The sequence below is a fragment of the Streptomyces sp. BR1 genome (assembly GCF_052373795.1).
GTDB lineage: Bacteria > Actinomycetota > Actinomycetes > Streptomycetales > Streptomycetaceae > Streptomyces.
In genome coordinates, this window is sequence record NZ_CM126252.1 from 4,860,973 (window position 1) to 4,878,544 (window position 17,572).

The 17,572-nt window shown below is 72.7% G+C and carries 14 protein-coding genes and 2 tRNA genes; 12 read left to right on the forward strand and 4 right to left on the reverse strand.

What is annotated here, in order from left to right; translation table 11 throughout:
- Positions 1-28 precede the first annotated feature (28 nt).
- The 3 genes from rsfS (at position 29) to ACT1U9_RS21075 (ending at position 1,327) form a co-directional block, all read left to right on the forward strand.
- The gene (gene rsfS / locus ACT1U9_RS21065; RefSeq protein WP_361430043.1) at positions 29-463 is read left to right on the forward strand and encodes a ribosome silencing factor; all 435 of its coding nucleotides are present in this window, start codon (positions 29-31) and stop codon (positions 461-463) included.
- Positions 464-474: 11 nt separating this feature from the next.
- Positions 475-1,116 carry a histidine phosphatase family protein gene (locus tag ACT1U9_RS21070; RefSeq protein ID WP_444534233.1) on the forward strand — a complete coding sequence of 214 codons (642 nt, stop codon included), beginning with the start codon at positions 475-477 and terminating at the stop codon, positions 1,114-1,116.
- Positions 1,117-1,254: 138 nt separating this feature from the next.
- A tRNA-Ala gene (locus ACT1U9_RS21075) sits at positions 1,255-1,327 on the forward strand.
- Positions 1,328-1,454: 127 nt separating this feature from the next.
- Here the strand turns inward: ACT1U9_RS21075 and ACT1U9_RS21080 are convergent.
- Entirely contained in the window at positions 1,455-2,324 is an 870-nt protein-coding gene (locus ACT1U9_RS21080) for a helix-turn-helix transcriptional regulator (RefSeq protein WP_444534234.1), read from the reverse strand.
- 181 nt (positions 2,325-2,505) lie between these two features.
- Here ACT1U9_RS21080 and ACT1U9_RS21085 point away from each other — a divergent pair, with 181 nt between their 5' ends.
- The 3 genes from ACT1U9_RS21085 (at position 2,506) to ACT1U9_RS21095 (ending at position 4,339) form a co-directional block, all read left to right on the forward strand.
- On the forward strand, positions 2,506-3,867 hold the full coding sequence (locus ACT1U9_RS21085; RefSeq protein WP_444539205.1) for an MFS transporter: 1,362 nt from the start codon (positions 2,506-2,508) through the stop codon (positions 3,865-3,867).
- A 72-nt stretch (positions 3,868-3,939) separates the two neighbouring features.
- Positions 3,940-4,104 (forward strand): hypothetical protein, encoded by a 165-nt coding sequence (locus ACT1U9_RS21090; protein ID WP_444534235.1) that lies wholly within the window; start codon positions 3,940-3,942, stop codon positions 4,102-4,104.
- Between the two features lies 1 nt (position 4,105).
- Positions 4,106-4,339: a hypothetical protein gene (locus tag ACT1U9_RS21095; protein WP_188278056.1), complete on the forward strand. Its 234-nt coding sequence runs from the start codon at positions 4,106-4,108 to the stop codon at positions 4,337-4,339.
- Here the strand turns inward: ACT1U9_RS21095 and ACT1U9_RS21100 are convergent.
- Positions 4,308-5,507, reverse strand: coding sequence for a glycosyltransferase 87 family protein (locus tag ACT1U9_RS21100; protein WP_444534236.1), 1,200 nt, complete (start codon positions 5,505-5,507; stop codon positions 4,308-4,310). The two genes, ACT1U9_RS21095 and ACT1U9_RS21100, sit on opposite strands and share 32 nt — an antisense overlap.
- A 117-nt stretch (positions 5,508-5,624) precedes the next feature.
- Here ACT1U9_RS21100 and ACT1U9_RS21105 point away from each other — a divergent pair.
- Positions 5,625-5,697 (forward strand) — tRNA-Ala (locus ACT1U9_RS21105).
- A 50-nt stretch (positions 5,698-5,747) separates the two neighbouring features.
- On the opposite strand, the gene ACT1U9_RS21110 is transcribed toward ACT1U9_RS21105, so the two are convergent.
- A complete protein-coding gene (locus ACT1U9_RS21110) occupies positions 5,748-7,316 on the reverse strand; it encodes a ferredoxin (RefSeq protein WP_444534237.1) in 1,569 nt (522 codons plus the stop codon).
- Entirely contained in the window at positions 7,313-8,509 is a 1,197-nt protein-coding gene (locus ACT1U9_RS21115; RefSeq protein ID WP_444534238.1) for a hypothetical protein, read from the reverse strand. Before ACT1U9_RS21115 ends, ACT1U9_RS21110 begins: the two co-directional genes overlap by 4 nt.
- 425 nt (positions 8,510-8,934) lie before the next feature.
- Here ACT1U9_RS21115 and leuS point away from each other — a divergent pair, with 425 nt between their 5' ends.
- The 5 genes from leuS to ACT1U9_RS21140 all read left to right on the forward strand — a co-directional run bounded on the left by leuS (position 8,935) and on the right by ACT1U9_RS21140 (position 17,520).
- Positions 8,935-11,808: a leucine--tRNA ligase gene (leuS, locus tag ACT1U9_RS21120; RefSeq protein WP_444534239.1), complete on the forward strand. Its 2,874-nt coding sequence runs from the start codon at positions 8,935-8,937 to the stop codon at positions 11,806-11,808.
- 118 nt (positions 11,809-11,926) lie between these two features.
- Positions 11,927-12,643, forward strand: a complete 717-nt coding sequence (locus ACT1U9_RS21125; RefSeq protein WP_444534240.1) for a hypothetical protein — start codon at positions 11,927-11,929, stop codon at positions 12,641-12,643.
- Between the two features lie 158 nt (positions 12,644-12,801).
- On the forward strand, positions 12,802-13,647 hold the full coding sequence (locus tag ACT1U9_RS21130; protein WP_444534241.1) for a DegV family protein: 846 nt from the start codon (positions 12,802-12,804) through the stop codon (positions 13,645-13,647).
- A gap of 508 nt (positions 13,648-14,155) precedes the next feature.
- Entirely contained in the window at positions 14,156-14,911 is a 756-nt protein-coding gene (locus ACT1U9_RS21135) for a helix-hairpin-helix domain-containing protein (RefSeq protein ID WP_444534242.1), read from the forward strand.
- Positions 14,908-17,520, forward strand: a complete 2,613-nt coding sequence (locus ACT1U9_RS21140) for a ComEC/Rec2 family competence protein (RefSeq protein ID WP_444534243.1) — start codon at positions 14,908-14,910, stop codon at positions 17,518-17,520. Before ACT1U9_RS21135 ends, ACT1U9_RS21140 begins: the two co-directional genes overlap by 4 nt.
- The last annotated feature ends 52 nt before the right edge of the window (positions 17,521-17,572 follow it).

Below are 17,572 nucleotides of genomic sequence, written 5' to 3' on the forward strand. Positions count from 1 at the left end.
CGATCTGACCGCCGACGAAAGCCTGCTTGTGACCGCCACGGACCGTTCCATCGAGCTCATCACCGCCGCCGCCCAGGCGGCCGCCGACCGGCTCGCGCACGACATCATCGCGTACGACGTCAGCGATGTGCTGTCGATCACCGACGCCTTCCTGCTCGCCTCCGCCCCCAACGACCGCCAGGTCAAGTCCATCGCGGAGGAGGTCGAGGAGCGCCTGAACAAGGAGCTCGGCGCCAAGCCGGTGCGCCGCGAGGGCGACCGCGACGCCCGCTGGATCCTGCTGGACTACGTCGACATCGTCGTGCACGTCCAGCACAGCGAGGAGCGCGTCTTCTACGCCCTGGAGCGGCTGTGGAAGGACTGCCCCGAGATCGCGCTGCCCGAGGACGCGGTGAAGACCCGCGGCAAGGCCGCCGAGCACGCCCAGCTGCACGGTGGGACGGAGGACGGTGAGCTGAGCTGAACGCCGGCAACGTGAAGCCCAGGGGGCGCCGCGTCGTCCTGTGGCGGCACGGTCAGACGGCGTGGAACCTGGAGCGCCGCTTCCAGGGCTCCACGGACATCGAGCTGACCGAGACGGGCCTGGGCCAGGCGCGCCGCGCCGCGCGTCTGCTCGCGGCCCTCAAGCCGGACGCGATCATCGCCTCGGACCTCAAGAGGGCCGCGGCGACGGCCGGTGAGCTGGCCGCTGTGGCCGGACTGCCGGTGGCGTACGACGAGGCCCTTCGGGAGACGTACGCGGGCGCCTGGCAGGGCCTGACCCACGAGGAGATCGTGGAGCGCTACGGCGAGCAGTACGCGGCGTGGAAGCGCGGCGAGCCGGTGCGCAGGGGCGGCGGCGAGCTGGAGACCGAGGTGGCCGACCGGGCCGCCCCGGTGGTGCTCAGCCACGCCGACAAGCTGCCCGACGACGGCACCCTGGTCGTGGTCAGCCACGGCGGGACGATCCGTACGACCATCGGCCGCCTGCTCGGCCTGGAGGCGCACCACTGGGAGGGCCTTGGCGGCCTCTCGAACTGCTGCTGGTCCGTCCTCGGCGAGGGCGCGCGCGGCTGGCGGCTCCTGGAGCACAACGCCGGCACGCTGCCCGAGCCGGTCCTCGGCGACGACGCCTGAGCCGACGACTCGGGCGTCCGCCGGGGCCGCCGACCGGCCGCTCGGGCGGTGCGACCACCGGATTTCACTTTCCGGCAGGTCACAGGCTAAAGTTCTTCTTGTTCGCGGCGCAGGAGCGCGGGAAACAAAGCGAACAGCGGGGCTATAGCTCAGTTGGTAGAGCGCCTGCATGGCATGCAGGAGGTCAGGAGTTCAATTCTCCTTAGCTCCACAGGTACAAGATCCCGTCCGGTCGATTCGACCGGGCGGGATCTTTCGTTTCCCCCGAGACCCGCCCTCTTCGGGAATGGGCCTGCGGGAGTGAGGCGTCCGCGCGGCCCCGTGCCCGCGCGGACGCCTCACGCCCAGAGCTTCTCCCGCTTCTCCCGCAGGGCCGCCGTACGCGCGCGGCTCTCCTCGTCGTTCGGTGTGTACGTCACCAGCCGGAAGTCCGGCATGCCGTTGATCGACAGGGACAGCGACGTCATCCGTATCTCGCCGACCGCCTCGTGCCGGAAGGTCTTCACGCGCGGGCCCGGCGGGACCACGTCGCCGTTCTGCCAGAGCTCCGCGAAGTAGCTGCTGGCCGCCGACAGCTGGGCGATGAACGTCTCCCAGGCGGGCTCGCCTACGTGGCGCCCGTACTCGGAGCGCAGCGTCGCCACCATCACCGGCAGCTCCCGCTCCCGGAACAGCACCGGGCACTTCGACTCCGGCAGCATGAACATCGTCCACAGGACGTTGCGCACGCCCATCGCGCGGATCTCCGGCAGGTCGAACAGGTCCCGGTAGGCGGGGTTGGTCGCGAGGATGTCGTAGCGCCCGTTGTAGATCACCGCCGGGTGCGGGTCGAGGGCGTCGATCAGGCCCTGGACCTCCGGGCCGATGACCGCCGGGCACGCCTCCCGGTCCGGCTCGAAGGCCACGTCCGCCAGGTGGTACAGATGCTCGCGCTCGGGCTGGTCCAGGCGGAGCGTACGCGCCACCGCGTCCAGGACCTGCGGCGAGGCGTTGATGGGGCGGCCCTGCTCCAGCCAGGTGTACCAGGTCACGCCTACCCCGGAGAGCGTGGCGACCTCCTCGCGGCGCAGCCCCGGCGTGCGCCGCCGCAGGCCCGGCGCCATGCCGACGTCGGCCGGTGTGACCCGCGCCCGCCTGCCGCGCAGGAAAGCCGCAAGCTCCGGCCTCCGGCGTCCGTTCGGTGTAGCCACAGTCGTCACGTCCCCCATCGTCCATCCCGTCACCCACCGCTGCCAGGTGCTGTCAGTACCAGCATCAGCGGGCTCTCGTTACCCGTATCCGACTGCGGTCAGGCTCGCTTTCATGACCACAGCACTTCCCACGGGGCCAAGTCCCTTGCTCAGTAAAGACGCTGCCACTGACAATCGGCCCCCGCTGCTGCTCGCGATCGTGCTCGCCGCGCAGTTCATGGCGCTCCTGGACGTGTTCATCGTCAACGTCGCCGCCCCCACCATCCGCACCGAACTCCACGCATCCGGCGCCGGGTTGCAGCTCGTCGTCGCCGGTTACACCATCGCGTACGCCGTCCTGCTGATCACCGGGGCGCGCCTGGGCGAACTGCTCGGGCACCGCAGGCTCTACCTCGTCGGGCTCGCCGTGTTCACCGCCGCCTCGCTCGCCTGCGGCCTGTCCGGGAGCACCGGACAGCTGATCGCCTTCCGGCTGTTGCAGGGCGTCGGGTCGGCGCTGATGATCCCGCAGGTGCTCAGCCTCATCCAGCGCAACTTCACCGGAGAGGCACGCGTGCGTGCCCTCGGTGTCTACTCCGCGGTGCTCGCCACCGGCGCCGCCGCCGGACAGGTACTCGGCGGCATCCTGGTCAGCGCCGACCTCTTCGGAGCCGGCTGGCGGCCGGTGTTCCTCGTCAACGTGCCCATCGGGATAGCCCTGCTGGCGCTCGGCGCGCGTTACCTGCCCACGGACCGGCGCGAGCGGCGCGGTGCCGCCCGGCTGATGCGCGATCTCGACCTGCCCGGCCTGGTGCTGCTCGGCGGTTCAGTGTCGCTGCTCACGGTGCCGCTGGTGCTCGGGCAGGAGGAGGGCTGGCCGCTGTGGGCGTGGCTGTCGCTGGCGTCGAGCGTGGTGCTCTTCGCGGCCTTCTGGGCGTACGAGTCGCGGCTCGCGCGGCGCGGCGGCGCCCCGCTGATCGCGCCCAGGGTGCTGCGGATCCCCGGCATGGGCCTCGCGGTCACCAGGATCGTCGTGGCGATGGCGATCAACGCGGGCTTCCTGTTCACCCTCACGCTGCACATCCAGGGCGGCCTCGGCTACAGCCCGCTGCGCGCGGGGCTCACCTTCGCGCCGACCGCGGCCGTGTTCGGCACGGTCGGGCTCACCTGGCGGCGCTGGCCCGCCTCCTGGCAACGGGCGCTGGTGCCCGGCGGGTTCGCGCTGACCGCGCTGTCCACGACGGCCACGGGCGCGCTCCAGCACGGCGGCGGCACCGGGGGCCTCGCCATCTACGGCGCGTACGCGGGAGTCGGCGCCGGACTGGCGCTCGCTTTCAGCCCCACCTTCGCGGGGGCTCTGGCGAACGTACGGCCCGAGGACGCGGCCGACGCCAGCGGACTGCTCGCGACGGTGAACCAGCTCGGCCAGCTCATCGGGGTCGCGACCTTCGGCACGCTCTTCCTGAACCGGCTCGACGCGGGGGCGCACGCGTCCGGCGACGCGCTGTGGGCGTGCTCCGTCGCGCTGGCCGGAGCGGCCCTGGTGGGGGTGCTGACGGCTCTCGTATCACGACGCCGCTGACCCTCTTGCGCGGCCATGGCAGAATCGTGACGGCCGGAGGGGGACGACGGACCGAACGGGAGGGAGACCGCGATGCCTGCGAGCCGCGACGAGTTCCCGGACCTGTCCGGTACGGCGACCTCGGCCGCCCGCCTGACCTGTCCGGCCTGCGGTTCCTCCCATGTCGCCCAGATGCTCGGCGACGACGGCGGTGGCGTCTCCTACGTGTGCACGGCCTGCGGCCACAGCTGGAGCTGAGATGGGTGCACACAGGCGGAAGTGCGACTGGTGCGGCAGCGGTACGCCGATCGTCCGGGACATGGAACCGATCAACGCCGACTACCAGTACTGGTGCGAGGAATGTGCGCGGGCGCTGATCATAAAAGGCGACCCGATCGAGACCTACCGGGAGCTGGAGGGTGAGCCGATCTACGGCCGTCTCCTGGAGGCGCACTGCACCCTCAAGAGGTTCTACTCGTTCGCCACGGCCTGAGCGCGGCCGCCGTCACAAAGGCGGCGCCGGCCAGCGGATAGAGCGCCGAGAGCGCCATCTGCACGCCGTTCTGGGCGAGTTCGGGACGGCCCGCCCCGTGCGGCACCCACCACGGGGCGTACGAGCAGAACAGCGCGCCGGCGGCCGCCCGGCGCAGACGCTTGGCCCCGAGCAGCACCAGGACCGGAACGCACCACACCCAGTGGTGCGACCAGGAGACGGGGCTCACCAGCAGCGCGGTGACCGCGCAGGACAGCGCCGCCCAGGCCCGCTCGCCGCGCACCTCGGCCCGTACCGCCGCGCACAGCCCCAGCGCCGCTGTGACGGCCGCGGCGACCGTCCACCACGTCCCGGGGTCCCCGGTGTGCAACAGGCGCGCCAGCACCCCGCGCAGCGACTGGTTGGCGGTGTCCTCGGCGTGGCCGACCCGGTCCGCCTCGAAGACCGTCGAGGTCCAAAAGCGCCGCGAGTCCCGCGGCAGGACCACGGCGGCGACCAGGGTCGCCCCCGCGAACACCGCGAGCGCCGTCGCCGCCTGCCGCAGCCAGGTGTTCCAGCCCTGCGCACGCGCGCGTACGAGCCCGGTCAGCAGCAGGAAGAGCGCGAACAGGGCGGGCGTGAGTTTCACGGCCGCCGCAAGCCCGATGCCCGCGCCCGCCCCTCGATGGCCCGGGCGCCGGGTGAGGTCCCACAGGACGGCGACCGCGAGCAGCAGATTGATCTGGCCGTAGCGCAGCGTCGTCCACACCGGCTCGCACCACACGGCGAGCGCCGCCACCCACAGCGCCGCCCCCGGCCGCTCGCGTCCTGCCAGGCGCAGTGAGAGATGGGCGAGCGCGACAAGGAGGGCGAGGTTCGCGATGGTGGCGAGCGTGCGCATCTCGGGGACGCCGAGCAGGGTGAGCGGGGTGAACAGCAGCGCGGCGAACGGCGGGTAGGTGGTGGGCAGCCTCGCGCGCGTGGCGCGCATCGCGTAGAGGTCCGCCCCGGCCCGTACGGCGGCGCCCTCCGCCCGGTAGACCATCAGGTCGATCATCGAGACCCCGGCGGCCCGCTGGGCGATCCAGAAGGCGCCGAAGGAGAGCGCACAGGCCGTGGCGGCGAGCAGCACGGGACGGCGGACGAGGGCGGGACGGGTGGCGGAGTGCGCGAGCACGTTCACGGTCACGAAAGGGGACGTTACCGGCCCTGTCGGTACAGAACGGCAACCGATTTGGTGGAGTGCCGGGGGGACCGTGTAATGTTCTCGATGTCGCCAAGGGAAACCGGGCGGAAAACAGAACAAGGGGCTATAGCTCAGTTGGTAGAGCGCCTGCATGGCATGCAGGAGGTCAGGAGTTCAATTCTCCTTAGCTCCACAGTAAAGAAGGCGGCCACCCGATCCGGGTGGCCGCCTTCTTGTGTTGCGTCAACTACGGCCGCTGCCCAGGGCCTTGCGGCCGGGGGCGGGCAGGGCGGGCATGGCGGCGGGCGCCTGCTCGATACGGAGTGCCAGCGCGGGGCACCGGCGCACGGCCCGTTGCGCGCGCCCGCGCAGATGCATCGGGACAGTGGCGTCGGCCACCGCCGGATAGCCGTCGGCGCCCAGCCGGATCAGCTCCGGGATGAGGTCCGCGCACAGCCCGTGGCCCTCGCAGAGCGTCCAGTCGACCAGCACCTTCTCGCCGCTGGGGATGCCCTCCTCCGCGTAGCCGTCGCCCGGCAGCGGCAGCAGGCCCAGCGTCGGGCGGCCGCAGCCGCCCGCCAGGACATGCGCCGCCAGGTCGTCGGTGAACGCGTTGACGGTCGACGTCAGGAAGCGGGCCGAGCCGTCCGGGTGCTTGCACGCGCCGCGCCCCTTGACCGCCCCGGTGACCTCGCGCAGCGCCTCCAGGGCGGCCGGGCCGCCGCCGTTGAGCACATCCGCCAGACCGCCCGCGGCGGCCGGCAGACCGAGCCGGCAGGGGCCGCACTGGCCGGACGTCTCGGCGGCCAGCCAGTTGGCGATCCGCAGCGACTCGCCCAGCGGGCACGTCTCCGGCCCGATCGGCAGGATCGCGCCCGCGCCCAGCGCCCCGCCGAGCGCCGCCAGCGAGTCCCGTGAGACCACCGCGTCGTGAGCGGCCGCCGCGTCCAGCCAGCTCCCGTGGTAGCCGCCGGTCAGCACCCCCTGGGGCACCGGCGGCGCACCGGCCAGCTGCAGTACGTACCGCAGCGGCACGCCGGTCGGGACCTCCACCACCATCGGGCGGGCGACCGCCCCGGAGAGCGTGAGCAGGACCGTGCCGGGTTCGGTGGGCAGCCCGTGGTGGCTGTAGCGGCGCGGGCCGACGCGGGCGGCCACGGCGAGCTGCGCGTACGTCTCCGCGTTCGACAGCAGCGTCGGCGCGCCGCCGATGCCGGTGTCCGAGGCGCGCACCTTGCGCCCCGGCGGCAGCGCGGGGCCGCCGCCCGCCGCCCGGATCACGGACGAGGCCTCGCCCGAGACCATCCGCTCCGGAGTGCGCACCACGCGCGCGCGAAGCGCGGTGCCGCGTCTGTCGGCGAGGCCCCGCTCGGCGAAGGCCGCGCGGATGGACGCCTCCGTGGAGTCGCGGGTCACGGCGACGACCAGCGTGCGCGCGCCCAGCGCCTCGGCGGCCAGCAGAGCGCCGTCGAGGACCAGGTGCGGGGCGCGGTTCACCAGCACGGTGTCCTTGCGGCAGGCGGGCTCGCCCTCGCTCGCGTTGACCACGACCACCGGGCGCACTCCGCGCCGGATCGCGGACTTGGCGACCGCGCGCAGCTTGCGGGCGAACGGGAACCCGGCGCCGCCGCGGCCGTTGAGGGAGATCTCCTCGGCCAGCTGGGCCAGGCGCTCGCCGGGCACCGGCTCCAGCGGGCCGTGCACCTTCAGGTGCATGTCGAGGCCGAGGCGTTCGACCAGGTCGAACCCGGCGGTGAGCTGCGGCAGTCCGACGACGCGCACCTCGGGGACGTCGGGCAGGGGCACGTTCACGGGCGATCTCCTGCGGGGCTGTGCCAGGGCTCACCGGCGACGGGCTGGTGGAACGGGCTGGGCTGCGGGGACGGTTCGGGCTGGGGCGCTACGTACTCGGGCGGTGGCCCGGAGGGGGCCCCGAACAGGGGGGCACTGTCCCCGTAGGGGACGGTGGGCAGCGGCGCCGTCTCGTCGTAGCCGCCGAGGTCGTTGAAGCCGTTCTCGTGGACCGGCATGTTCTCCGGCGGACGCGGGGTGGGCGTCGGCCAGCTCGGGGCGTACTGCGGCGGGGCGGGGGCCAGCGAGACCGCGCGGTAGGCTGCCGAGATGCCGGTGGCCGGCTTCGGCTGCCCGGGCACGGCACGCGGCTGCCCGGCCTCGTACAGCTGCGCGCTCTCGTACGGATCGGCCGTGAGGGGGTCGGCCGAGAAGGACGCGGTCGCGAAGGGGTCGTCCGCGAAGGCGTCCGCCGGATACGGGTGCGGCGCGGGTGCTTCATAGCGGGGCGAGGACGGGTCCGCCGGGTGCGGCTGCGGGGTCGAGGCGTCCGGGGCGACGGCCTGGGCACGCTCCACGCGCGCGAGGAGCGGGGCGAGCCGGCGGGCGATGCGGCGCTGGACGGGGCGCGGCAGCGAGCGGACGACCAGGGCGCCGACCACACCGGCCAGCGAGAGGCTGTACAGCGTGACGACCCAGCCGGCCGCCGGACGGCCCGCGTACAGGCCGTGCATCAGCGCGAAGCACCAGGCCGGGTAGGCCAGCATGTGCACCGCGCGCCAGTGGCCGGCGACCCGGTCGGGGTTGGCGAAGGCGCTGCGCAGCGCGCCCGTGGCGGCCGTGACGACCATCAGGACGGCGGCGAGCGAGCCGAGGCCGATCAATCCGTTGGAACCGGTGACGCCGAGCCCGAAGGGGATCAGGGCGCCGAGCAGGGAGGCGTGGCCCTCCGCGATCTTGACGGTGATGTGCAGCAGGAGGAAGCCGATCGAGGACACGGCGGTCGCGCGGTGGATGGCCTGGGAGACCAGGCGCTGCCGGATCGACAGGAACAGCCGGTCGGTGGCGAGCAGGCCCCAGGCGACCGAGGACGACAGCGTGACCAGGGACAGGACGCCGGTGGTGAAGTCCAGGGCGGCCCGGAACGCGCCGCCCGAGGCTGCGCCCAGTACCGGTATGAGCACCACCGAGGCGATCAGAAGGGCGCCGGACATCCCTCCTTTCAACCGTCCCTTCAGGGACGGGATGTTCAGTTTCAGCGAGCGGGGACTGTGAGGATTCATGGGGCGACTCCGAAAGGTTCAGCAAAGTGGTCCCGTGGCCGCATGCTAGGTCGCCCCATACCGAGGGGTACGGCGTTTGATTGGTTGCCCCAGAAGAGGTCGGTACGCGGAGTAACCTCATCCGGCTGGGGTCGTTGAGGCGCCCCGTGGCTACTCTGTGCGGTCCGTGCGGGGCCTGCGGTACCCTGACGCCATGCGTGCCGTACGCCTTCTGCTTAGCGAGCCGCGCTGATCAGTCCCGACCGAAGAAGAGAGCCGGTCGGAATCGGCGCGGCGTCCCCTCCTGTGCGAGGGGCTTTTTCGTTTGGTGAATGTCGCAGCCGCTGGCAGAGACGATCGATGGAGCTTTAAGGATCATGAGCGAGACGAACACCGCTGCCGCCGAGTCGGCCGCGCCGCACCGCTACACGGCCGCCATGGCCGCTGACATCGAGGCACGCTGGCAGGACGTCTGGGACGCCGACGGCACCTACGCGGCGCCGAACCCCAGCGGTGACCTGGCCGGTGACCCCGCGGTCGTCGCGCGGCCCAAGAAGTTCATCATGGACATGTTCCCGTACCCCTCCGGCGCGGGTCTGCACGTGGGCCACCCGCTGGGCTACATCGCCACCGACGTCTTCGCCCGCCACCAGCGCATGACCGGCCACAACGTGCTGCACACGCTGGGCTTCGACGCCTTCGGCCTGCCCGCCGAGCAGTACGCGGTGCAGACCGGCACGCACCCGCGCGTGTCCACCGAGGCCAACATGGAGAACATGAAGGCGCAGCTGCGCCGGCTGGGCCTGGGCCACGACAAGCGCCGCTCCTTCGCGACGATCGACCCGGACTACTACAAGTGGACCCAGTGGATCTTCCTGCAGATCTTCAACTCCTGGTACGACGACGAGGCGAAGAAGGCCCGTCCGATCGCCCAGCTGGTCGCGCAGTTCGAGAGCGGTGAGCGTCAGGCTCCCGGTACGCGCGCGTGGAGCGAGCTGAGCGCCGCCGAGCGCTCCGACGTCCTGGGCGGCTACCGCCTGGCGTACGCCTCGGACGCGCCGGTCAACTGGTGCCCGGGCCTGGGCACCGTGCTGGCCAACGAGGAGGTCACCGGCGACGGCCGTTCCGAGCGCGGCAACTTCCCCGTCTTCAAGGCGAAGCTGCGCCAGTGGAACATGCGCATCACCGCCTACGCCGACCGGCTGCTGGACGACCTGGAGGCGCTGGACTGGCCCGAGGCGATCAAGCTGCAGCAGCGCAACTGGATCGGCCGCTCCGAGGGCGCGCGCGTGGACTTCGTCGTGGGCGACGACGCGATCACCGTCTTCACCACCCGCCAGGACACCCTGTTCGGCGCCACCTACATGGTGCTGGCGCCCGAGCACGAGCTGGTCGACACGATCGTCCCGGCCGCCTGGCCCGAGGGCACGCACGAGGTCTGGACGGGCGGCCACGCCACCCCGGCCGAGGCCGTCGCCAAGTACCGCGCGTTCGCCGCGTCCAAGTCGGAGGTCGAGCGCCAGGCCGACGCCAAGGAGAAGACCGGCGTCTTCACCGGCGCGTACGCGGTCAACCCGGTGAGCGGCGACAAGGTCCCCGTCTTCATCGCCGACTACGTACTGATGGGCTACGGCACCGGCGCGATCATGGCCGTCCCGGCGCACGACGTCCGCGACTTCGCCTTCGCGCGCGCCTTCGAGCTGCCGATGCGCTGCGTCGTCGAGCCGTCGGACGACCGCGGCACCGACGCCTCGACCTGGGACGACGCCTTCGCCTCGTACGACGCGAAGATCGTCAACTCGTCGGGCGAGGACATCTCGCTGGACGGCCTGGGCGTCACCGACGCCAAGGTGAAGATCACCGAGTGGCTGTCGCAGCGCGGCATCGGCGAGGGCACCGTCAACTTCCGCCTGCGCGACTGGCTGTTCAGCCGCCAGCGCTACTGGGGCGAGCCCTTCCCGATCGTCTACGACGAGGACGGCGTCGCCCACTCGCTGCCCGCCTCGATGCTGCCGCTGGAGCTGCCGGAGGTCGAGGACTACTCGCCGCGCACCTTCGACCCGGACGACGCGGACACCTCGCCGGAGACCCCGCTGTCCCGCAACGAGGACTGGGTCAACGTCACCCTGGACCTGGGCGACGGCGCGGGCCCCAAGAAGTACCGCCGCGAGACCAACACCATGCCCAACTGGGCCGGTTCCTGCTGGTACGAGCTGCGCTACCTGGACCCGCACAACAGCGAGAAGCTGGTCGACCCGGCCATCGAGCAGTACTGGATGGGCCCGCGCGAGGGCCAGCCGCACGGCGGCGTCGACCTGTACGTCGGCGGCGCCGAGCACGCCGTGCTGCACCTGCTGTACGCCCGCTTCTGGTCGAAGGTGCTGTTCGACCTGGGCCATGTCTCGTCGGCCGAGCCGTTCCACAAGCTGTACAACCAGGGCATGATCCAGGCGTACGTCTACCGGGACAGCCGCGGCTTCCCGGTGCCGGCCGCCGAGGTCGAGGAGCGCGACGGCAAGTTCTTCTTCGAGGGCGAGCCGGTCAAGCGCGAGCTGGGCAAGATGGGCAAGTCCCTGAAGAACGCGGTCACTCCGGACGAGATCTGCGCCGAGTACGGCGCGGACACCCTGCGCCTGTACGAGATGGCGATGGGCCCGCTGGACGTGTCGCGGCCGTGGGACACGCGCGCGGTGGTCGGCCAGTACCGGCTGCTGCAGCGGCTGTGGCGCAACATCGTCGACGAGACGACCGGCGAGGCCACGGTCACCGACGCCGAGCCGGACGAGGCGACCCTGCGCGCCCTGCACAAGGCGATCGACGGCGCCGGCGGCGACCTGGCGGAGATGCGCTTCAACACCGCCATCGCCAAGATCACCGAGCTGAACAACCACCTGACCAAGGCGGGCGGCCCGCTGCCGCGCTCGGTCGCCGAGCGCCTGGTGCTGCTGGTGGCGCCGCTGGCCCCGCACATCGCCGAGGAGCTGTGGCGCAAGCTGGGCCACCAGGACTCGGTCGTCCACCAGGACTTCCCCGTTGCCGACCCCGCGTACGTCGTGGACGAGACCGTGACCTGCGTCGTGCAGATCAAGGGCAAGGTCAAGGCGCGCCTGGAGATCCCGCCGACCATCTCCGACGAGGAGCTGGAGAAGCTGGCGCTGGCCGACGAGGCCGTCGTCGGGGCCCTGGCGGGCGCCGGGATCCGCAAGGTCATCGTGCGGGCGCCGAAGCTGGTGAACATCGTTCCCGCCTGACGTACACGGCGGTAGTGGGGGGTTTCCCCTACGGGCAGGTTGGGGGTTCCCGGGGAACCCCCAACCTGCCCGTTCCGTTTACGGTGGAGGGAAGGCAGCCGACACCGAGGGGACGTTCATGGAAGCCGCGATCGCGATCCTGGCGCTGGTGTTCGTCGCCTTCGTCGTGCTGGGCGTGTACCTGACCGTGAAAGCGGTCGGCGCCGCCAAGCGGGGAGTGGAGCGCACGGTCACCCAGGCCCGCAAGGCGGTCGAGGACACGACACTGCGGGCCAAGAGCATGGGCCAGGTCGGCGTGGCGGGCGAACTCGCCCAGCTGCGGCTCACGCTGCGCACCTCGATGCGGGCCACCCAGGACGCGCTCCACGCGCGCGTGGAGCAGGACGAGTCCCTCAAGGAGTCGCTGCGCCTGTTCGAGCGGCTGAGCGGCCACGGGCACGAACTGGACGACGAGCTCAAGCGCCTTGAGCGCGAGCCCGACAAGCAGCGCACAGCCGAGCGCATGCCGGAGCTGCGCGAGCGAACGGAGCAGATCACGCACGCGGCGGACTCGCTGCGCTGGGCGGCGCGGGACCGGGCCCGGCAGTTCGCCGACGACGACCTGGCTTCGCTCAGCGCGGAGATCGAGGTCGAGTCGGGGGCGCTGCGGGACTGGGCGACGAAGGGGCCGACCACGTCGACGGCGCCCGGCGCGGCCGCGCGCCCGGCCGATGCTTCCGGCGCCAACGGCTCGCCGGCCGCCACGGTCGCCGACGCCCCGCAGGCGATCGACGCAGCCAGGCCCACGCCCGTCTACTCGTGGCAGAAGACGGCCCGGCCCGAGACGACGAACTGAGCGGCGAGCGGGCGGCGTAGGCCGGGCGGCGGGCACGTGCTGGAAGGCGCGTGTGTACGTCGCGGCGGCCGCTCTGACCGATCATCCGTCCACCCGAACCGATCATTGGACCGGGGCCGGGCTGCCGCGCGGCGGCCCCGGCGGGTAACCTCCCGCTCATGTCCCGCCATGTCGCGATCGTCACCGATTCAACGGCCTACCTGCCGCCGCAGACGATGGAGCGGCACGGCATCACCGCGGTGCCGCTGACCGTAGTCCTCGGCGATCAGGCGCTGGAAGAGGGCACCGAGATCTCCGCCCGCTCCCTCGCCCTGGCACTGCAGAAACGCCGCTCGGTCACCACGTCGCGGCCGAGTCCCGAAGTGTTCGCCGCGGCCTATCGGGCCGCCGCCGACGCGGGCGCCGCCGGGATCGTCTCCCTGCACCTCTCGTCCGAGTTCTCGGGTACGTACGACGCCGCCGTGCTGGCCGCGAAGAGCGCCCCCGTGCCGGTACGGGTCGTGGACACCGGGATGGTCGCAATGGCCCTCGGCTTCTGCGCGCTGGCGGCCGCGGAGATCGCCGAGGCGGGCGGCACGCTCGACGACGCGGTGGCGGCGGCCGAGAAGCGTGCGGGCGGCACCTCCGCCTTCTTCTACGTGGACACGCTCGACTATCTGCGCCGGGGCGGCCGTATCGGCGCGGCCCAGGCGCTGTTCGGCTCGGCGCTCGCGGTCAAGCCGCTGCTCCAGCTGGAGGGCGGCCGGATCGAGATGCTGGAGAAGGTGCGTACGGCCTCGAAGGCCATCGCCCGGCTTGAGGAGATCGTCGTCGACCGGGCCGGGTCGAGCCGGGTCGACATCGCCGTGCACCACCTCGCCGCGCCGGACCGTGCCGCGGCGCTCGCGGAACGGCTGCGGGAGCGGGTGCCGGGGCTTGAGGATCTGCATGTGAGCGAGGTCGGCGCGGTGATCGGGGCGCATACGGGGCCGGGGCTGCTGGGTGCGGTGGTGTCGCCGCGCTGAGTGTGGCGGTAGCCGTGGTGGTCTTCGTTTCGCGCTGATCCGTGAGGGGGTCGGTCACTCTCCCGGGTGAGCGAGTTATCCACAACTGGCAAGTTTTCCACGGGAATCGGGCCTGCTCAGCGGGGTCGGCCGAACGTGCCTACCGTTTCGTGGCATGGCTATCCGATCACCACGTATCGCAACGAGCGGGCCGGGCCGGGCTCCGGGTTCGGACGGCCGTGCCCGCCATGGTCACGGTCGTCGCGGACGCGTCGCCCAGGCCCAGGCCTCCGCCAGAGTGGCCGCACAGCGGCGGGCGAAGACGCTGTTCCCGGCGTCGCCGTCCAGTGGGCCGCCGTCCAGTGGGCCGTCGCCGACTGGGCCGAAGCCGAGTGAGCCGTCGGCGCAGACCGTCGCTCGGCCCGGGATTCTGCCGCCCGTGCCACTGCCCGCCTCCGATCCACTGCCCGGTCCGGCGCTGTCTGCCAACGACTCAACTGCCGCTCCTTTCCCAGGAGTACGGGAGCGGATGTGGACGGCGTTACGGGAGCGGCTGCCCGTGTGGGTGCAGGTGCGGTGCGGGCTCTCGCCGAAGAGTCTCGCCGCGCTGAGTGTGGTGCTGATCGTGGCCGTGGGGTTGGCCGTGCAGCAGTTCTGGACGGGCAGGCCCGGGCCCGTGCGGGCGCCGCAGCGGGTGGTCGGGCCCGCGCCGCCTTCATCGCCGGTGCGGTCGTCGGGTCCGGGGCGGTCGCCGAGCCCGGTGGTGGGGGCCGGGCCGAGCGGGGCGCCCGCGCCCTCGCCCACAGGGGGCATCGTCGTCGACGTCAGCGGAAAGGTGCGGCGCCCGGGGATCCACCGGCTGCCGACCGGATCGCGGGTCGCCGACGCGCTGGACGCGGCGGGCGGGGTGCGGGACGGGGTGGACACCACCGGGCTCAACCGGGCGCGCGTGCTCATGGACGGCGAGCAGGTGGTCGTGGGGATGCCCGGTGTGCTGCCTGGGATGCCAGTTGGTGGGACCGGAGCGGCGCCGGGATCGGTCTCCGGAGGCGGAGGCGGAGGCGGTGGCGGCGCCGGGGCGGGCGCGGCGGCCGGACCGGTCAGCCTGAACTCCGCTTCGGTGGATCAGTTGGACGCTCTGCCCGGTGTCGGCCCGGTGCTCGCCCAGCGCATCGTCGACTACCGCCTCCAGCACGGCGGTTTCCGGTCCGTGGGCGAGCTGCGCCACGTGAACGGGATCGGCGACCGCCGGTTCGCGGACCTCCAGTCGCTGGTGCGGCTGTGAACCGCCCGGCGGTCCACGCCGACTCGGGCCACCGGCTCGGCGCCGCGAACCCCCATCAGGAAGGCCCGGCCGACCTGCGCCTCGTCCCGCCCGCAGTCGGGGCATGGGTGGCCACCGCCGTGGCCATGAGCGCCCCTGCGAAGTGGGTGGCTTGGGGGCTGGTGGTGTGTCTGGTGGGGGCGGGGCTGTTGCTGGCGCCGACGATCCGCGGCTGGTGGCGCGGGACTTCGCGCGGGCGACGTGGTGCGGCGGCCGCAGGGGCTCGCCCCGTCGAGTCCACCGCCGCTTCCGCCCCCTCAACCGCCAGAGCCGGGCCATGGTGGGCGAACCGCGTAGCCGTCGCGGCCGTGTTGCTGTGCTCGGCGGCCGGTGTTGCCTCGGGGGCGCTTCATGTGGCGCAGGCGCGGCAGGGTCCGATTGCCGAGTTGGCGCGGCAATACGCCCACGTCACCGTCGAGTTGACGACGACCTCCGATCCGAGGCCGGTGCGGGGGCGGGCATGGGGTGCCGGGTCCGTCGTGCTTCAGGGGGAGGTCACCCGGGTCGTCGGGGCGCACGGCGGGGACAGCAGGGTGCGGACGCCCGTGCTGGTGATCGCGCCGAAGCCGTGGCAGGGGTTGCTCCCCTCGACGCGGCTGCGTCTGTCCGCCCGGCTGGCTCCGCCCGCGTCGGGCAATGACTGGGCGGCGGCCGTGGTGAGGGTGCCCGAGCGGACGGTGCCGGAGGTGGTCGGGGGGCCAACTGGATTGCAGCGTACGGCTGGTGGGTTACGGGCCGGGTTGCGGAGGGCGGCCGAAGGGCTGAGTCCGGATGCCCGGGCGCTGTTGCCGGGGCTGGTCGTCGGCGACACCACGCAGATCACGCCCGAGCTGCGGGATGCGTTCGAGGCGACCGACCTCACGCATCTGATGGCGGTGTCGGGCAGCAACCTGGTGATCGTCCTGGCGCTGCTCATCGGCTCGCCCGGTCGTGCGTCGCTGGCCGAGCGGGGTGGTCTCGCCCCGCGCCTCGGCATCCCGCTGCGCGCGACCGCGCTGCTCGGTGGGGTGATCACCCTCGCGTTCGTGGTGGTGTGCCGGCCCGATCCGAGCGTGCTGCGCGCGGCGGCCTGCGGACTGGTCACCTTGCTCGCGATCGCCACGGGTCGGCGCAGATCGCTGATCCCGGCACTGGCCGCCGCCGTACTGCTCCTGGTGCTGTACTCCCCGGAGCTGGCGCGGAGTTATGGCTTTCTGCTCTCCGTCCTGGCCACCGGGGCGCTGCTCACCATCGCCCCGGGCTGGGGCGAGGCGCTACGGCGGCGCGGGGTGCCGCGCGGGCTCGCGGAGGTGCTGGCGGCGGCGGGCGCGGCGCAGTTGGTGTGCGCGCCCGTGGTGGTGGTGTTCGCGGCGCGGGTGAGCCTGGTGGCCGTGCCGTGCAATCTGCTCGCGGAGCTGGCGGTGGCCCCGGCGACCGTGCTGGGGTTCGCTGCCCTGGCCGCGGCACCGGTCGCGATGCCGGTCGCCGAGCTGCTGGCCTGGTGTGCGGGGTGGCCGACGGAGTGGATCGCGACGATCGCGCGGACCGGGGCGGCGTTGCCGGGGGCGCAGACGGGGTGGCCGGGCGGCTGGGGCGGAGGGCTGCTGCTCGCCGGGGTCACCGTCGGCGGAGTGTTCCTGGCGCGTCGGCTGCCGCGCCATCCATGGGCGGCCGCGCTGTGTGCGCTCTTGGTGCTGCTCGCGGTGGTGCGGCCCGCGCCGCTGACCAGGATCGTCACCGGGTGGCCGCCGCCGGGCTGGGCCTATGCGATGTGCGATGTCGGGCAGGGCGACGCCACGGTGCTGGCGGCGGGGGACGGCACGGCGGTGGTGGTCGACACGGGGCCCGACCCCGTCCCGGCCGACCGGTGTCTGCGGGCTCTCGGTGTCACCCGGATTCCCCTTCTCCTGCTCACGCACTTCCATGCCGACCATGTGGCGGGGCTGCCCGGGGTGTTGCGCGGCCGCTCGGTCGGGGTGATCGAGACGACGACGTTCGAAGAACCGCCGGAACAAGCCCGGTTCGTACGGAGGGTCGCCGCGCGGGCGGGTGTGCCGGTGGCGTCGGCGGAGGCGGGGGAGCGGCGTGCCGTGGGCGGACTGTCCTGGCAGGTGCTGTGGCCACCGGCGGCCCCGCTGCCACCGCCGACGCCCGGTGCGCCGAACTCCTCGAACATGCCCAACCACATAGGTGCCACCCGACTCGATCCCGTGCTGGACGGGCCGAACAATGCCAGCGTCACTCTGCTCGTACGGGCCGGAGGGCTGACCCTGTTCCTGCCGGGGGATCTTGAACCGCCTGCTCAGCAAGCCCTGTTGAGGGACCATCCGGAGTTGCCGCCGGTGGACGTGCTCAAGGTGGCGCACCACGGTTCGGCGCACCAGGATCCGGCGCTGTTGCGGGCGGTGCGGCCACGGCTGGCGCTCATCTCGGCGGGCCGGGGCAACCCGTACGGCCATCCCGCGCCCGACACCGTCGCCCTGCTCGGCGCGGCCGGGGCGAGGGTGCTGCGTACGGACACGGACGGCGCGATCGCCGTGGCGGGTACGGGGAGCGGGCTACGGGCGGTGCCGACGGGGCGCGGCCCATGAGGGGAGGGGAGTGGGCTCGCGCGGGTAACCGGGGGTAGCAATTCGGGCCTCT

Excerpts from the sequence above, each read along its gene's own strand:
- ACT1U9_RS21080 (WP_444534234.1), bottom strand. The coding sequence starts at position 2,324 with ATGGGGGACGTGACGACTGTGGCTACACCGAACGGACGCCGGAGGCCG.
- ACT1U9_RS21090 (WP_444534235.1), top strand. The coding sequence starts at position 3,940 with ATGCCTGCGAGCCGCGACGAGTTCCCGGACCTGTCCGGTACGGCGACC.
- ACT1U9_RS21095 (WP_188278056.1), top strand. The coding sequence starts at position 4,106 with ATGGGTGCACACAGGCGGAAGTGCGACTGGTGCGGCAGCGGTACGCCG.
- ACT1U9_RS21115 (WP_444534238.1), bottom strand. The coding sequence starts at position 8,509 with ATGTCCGGCGCCCTTCTGATCGCCTCGGTGGTGCTCATACCGGTACTG.
- leuS (WP_444534239.1), top strand. The coding sequence starts at position 8,935 with ATGAGCGAGACGAACACCGCTGCCGCCGAGTCGGCCGCGCCGCACCGC.
- ACT1U9_RS21125 (WP_444534240.1), top strand. The coding sequence starts at position 11,927 with ATGGAAGCCGCGATCGCGATCCTGGCGCTGGTGTTCGTCGCCTTCGTC.
- ACT1U9_RS21130 (WP_444534241.1), top strand. The coding sequence starts at position 12,802 with ATGTCCCGCCATGTCGCGATCGTCACCGATTCAACGGCCTACCTGCCG.
- ACT1U9_RS21135 (WP_444534242.1), top strand. The coding sequence starts at position 14,156 with ATGTGGACGGCGTTACGGGAGCGGCTGCCCGTGTGGGTGCAGGTGCGG.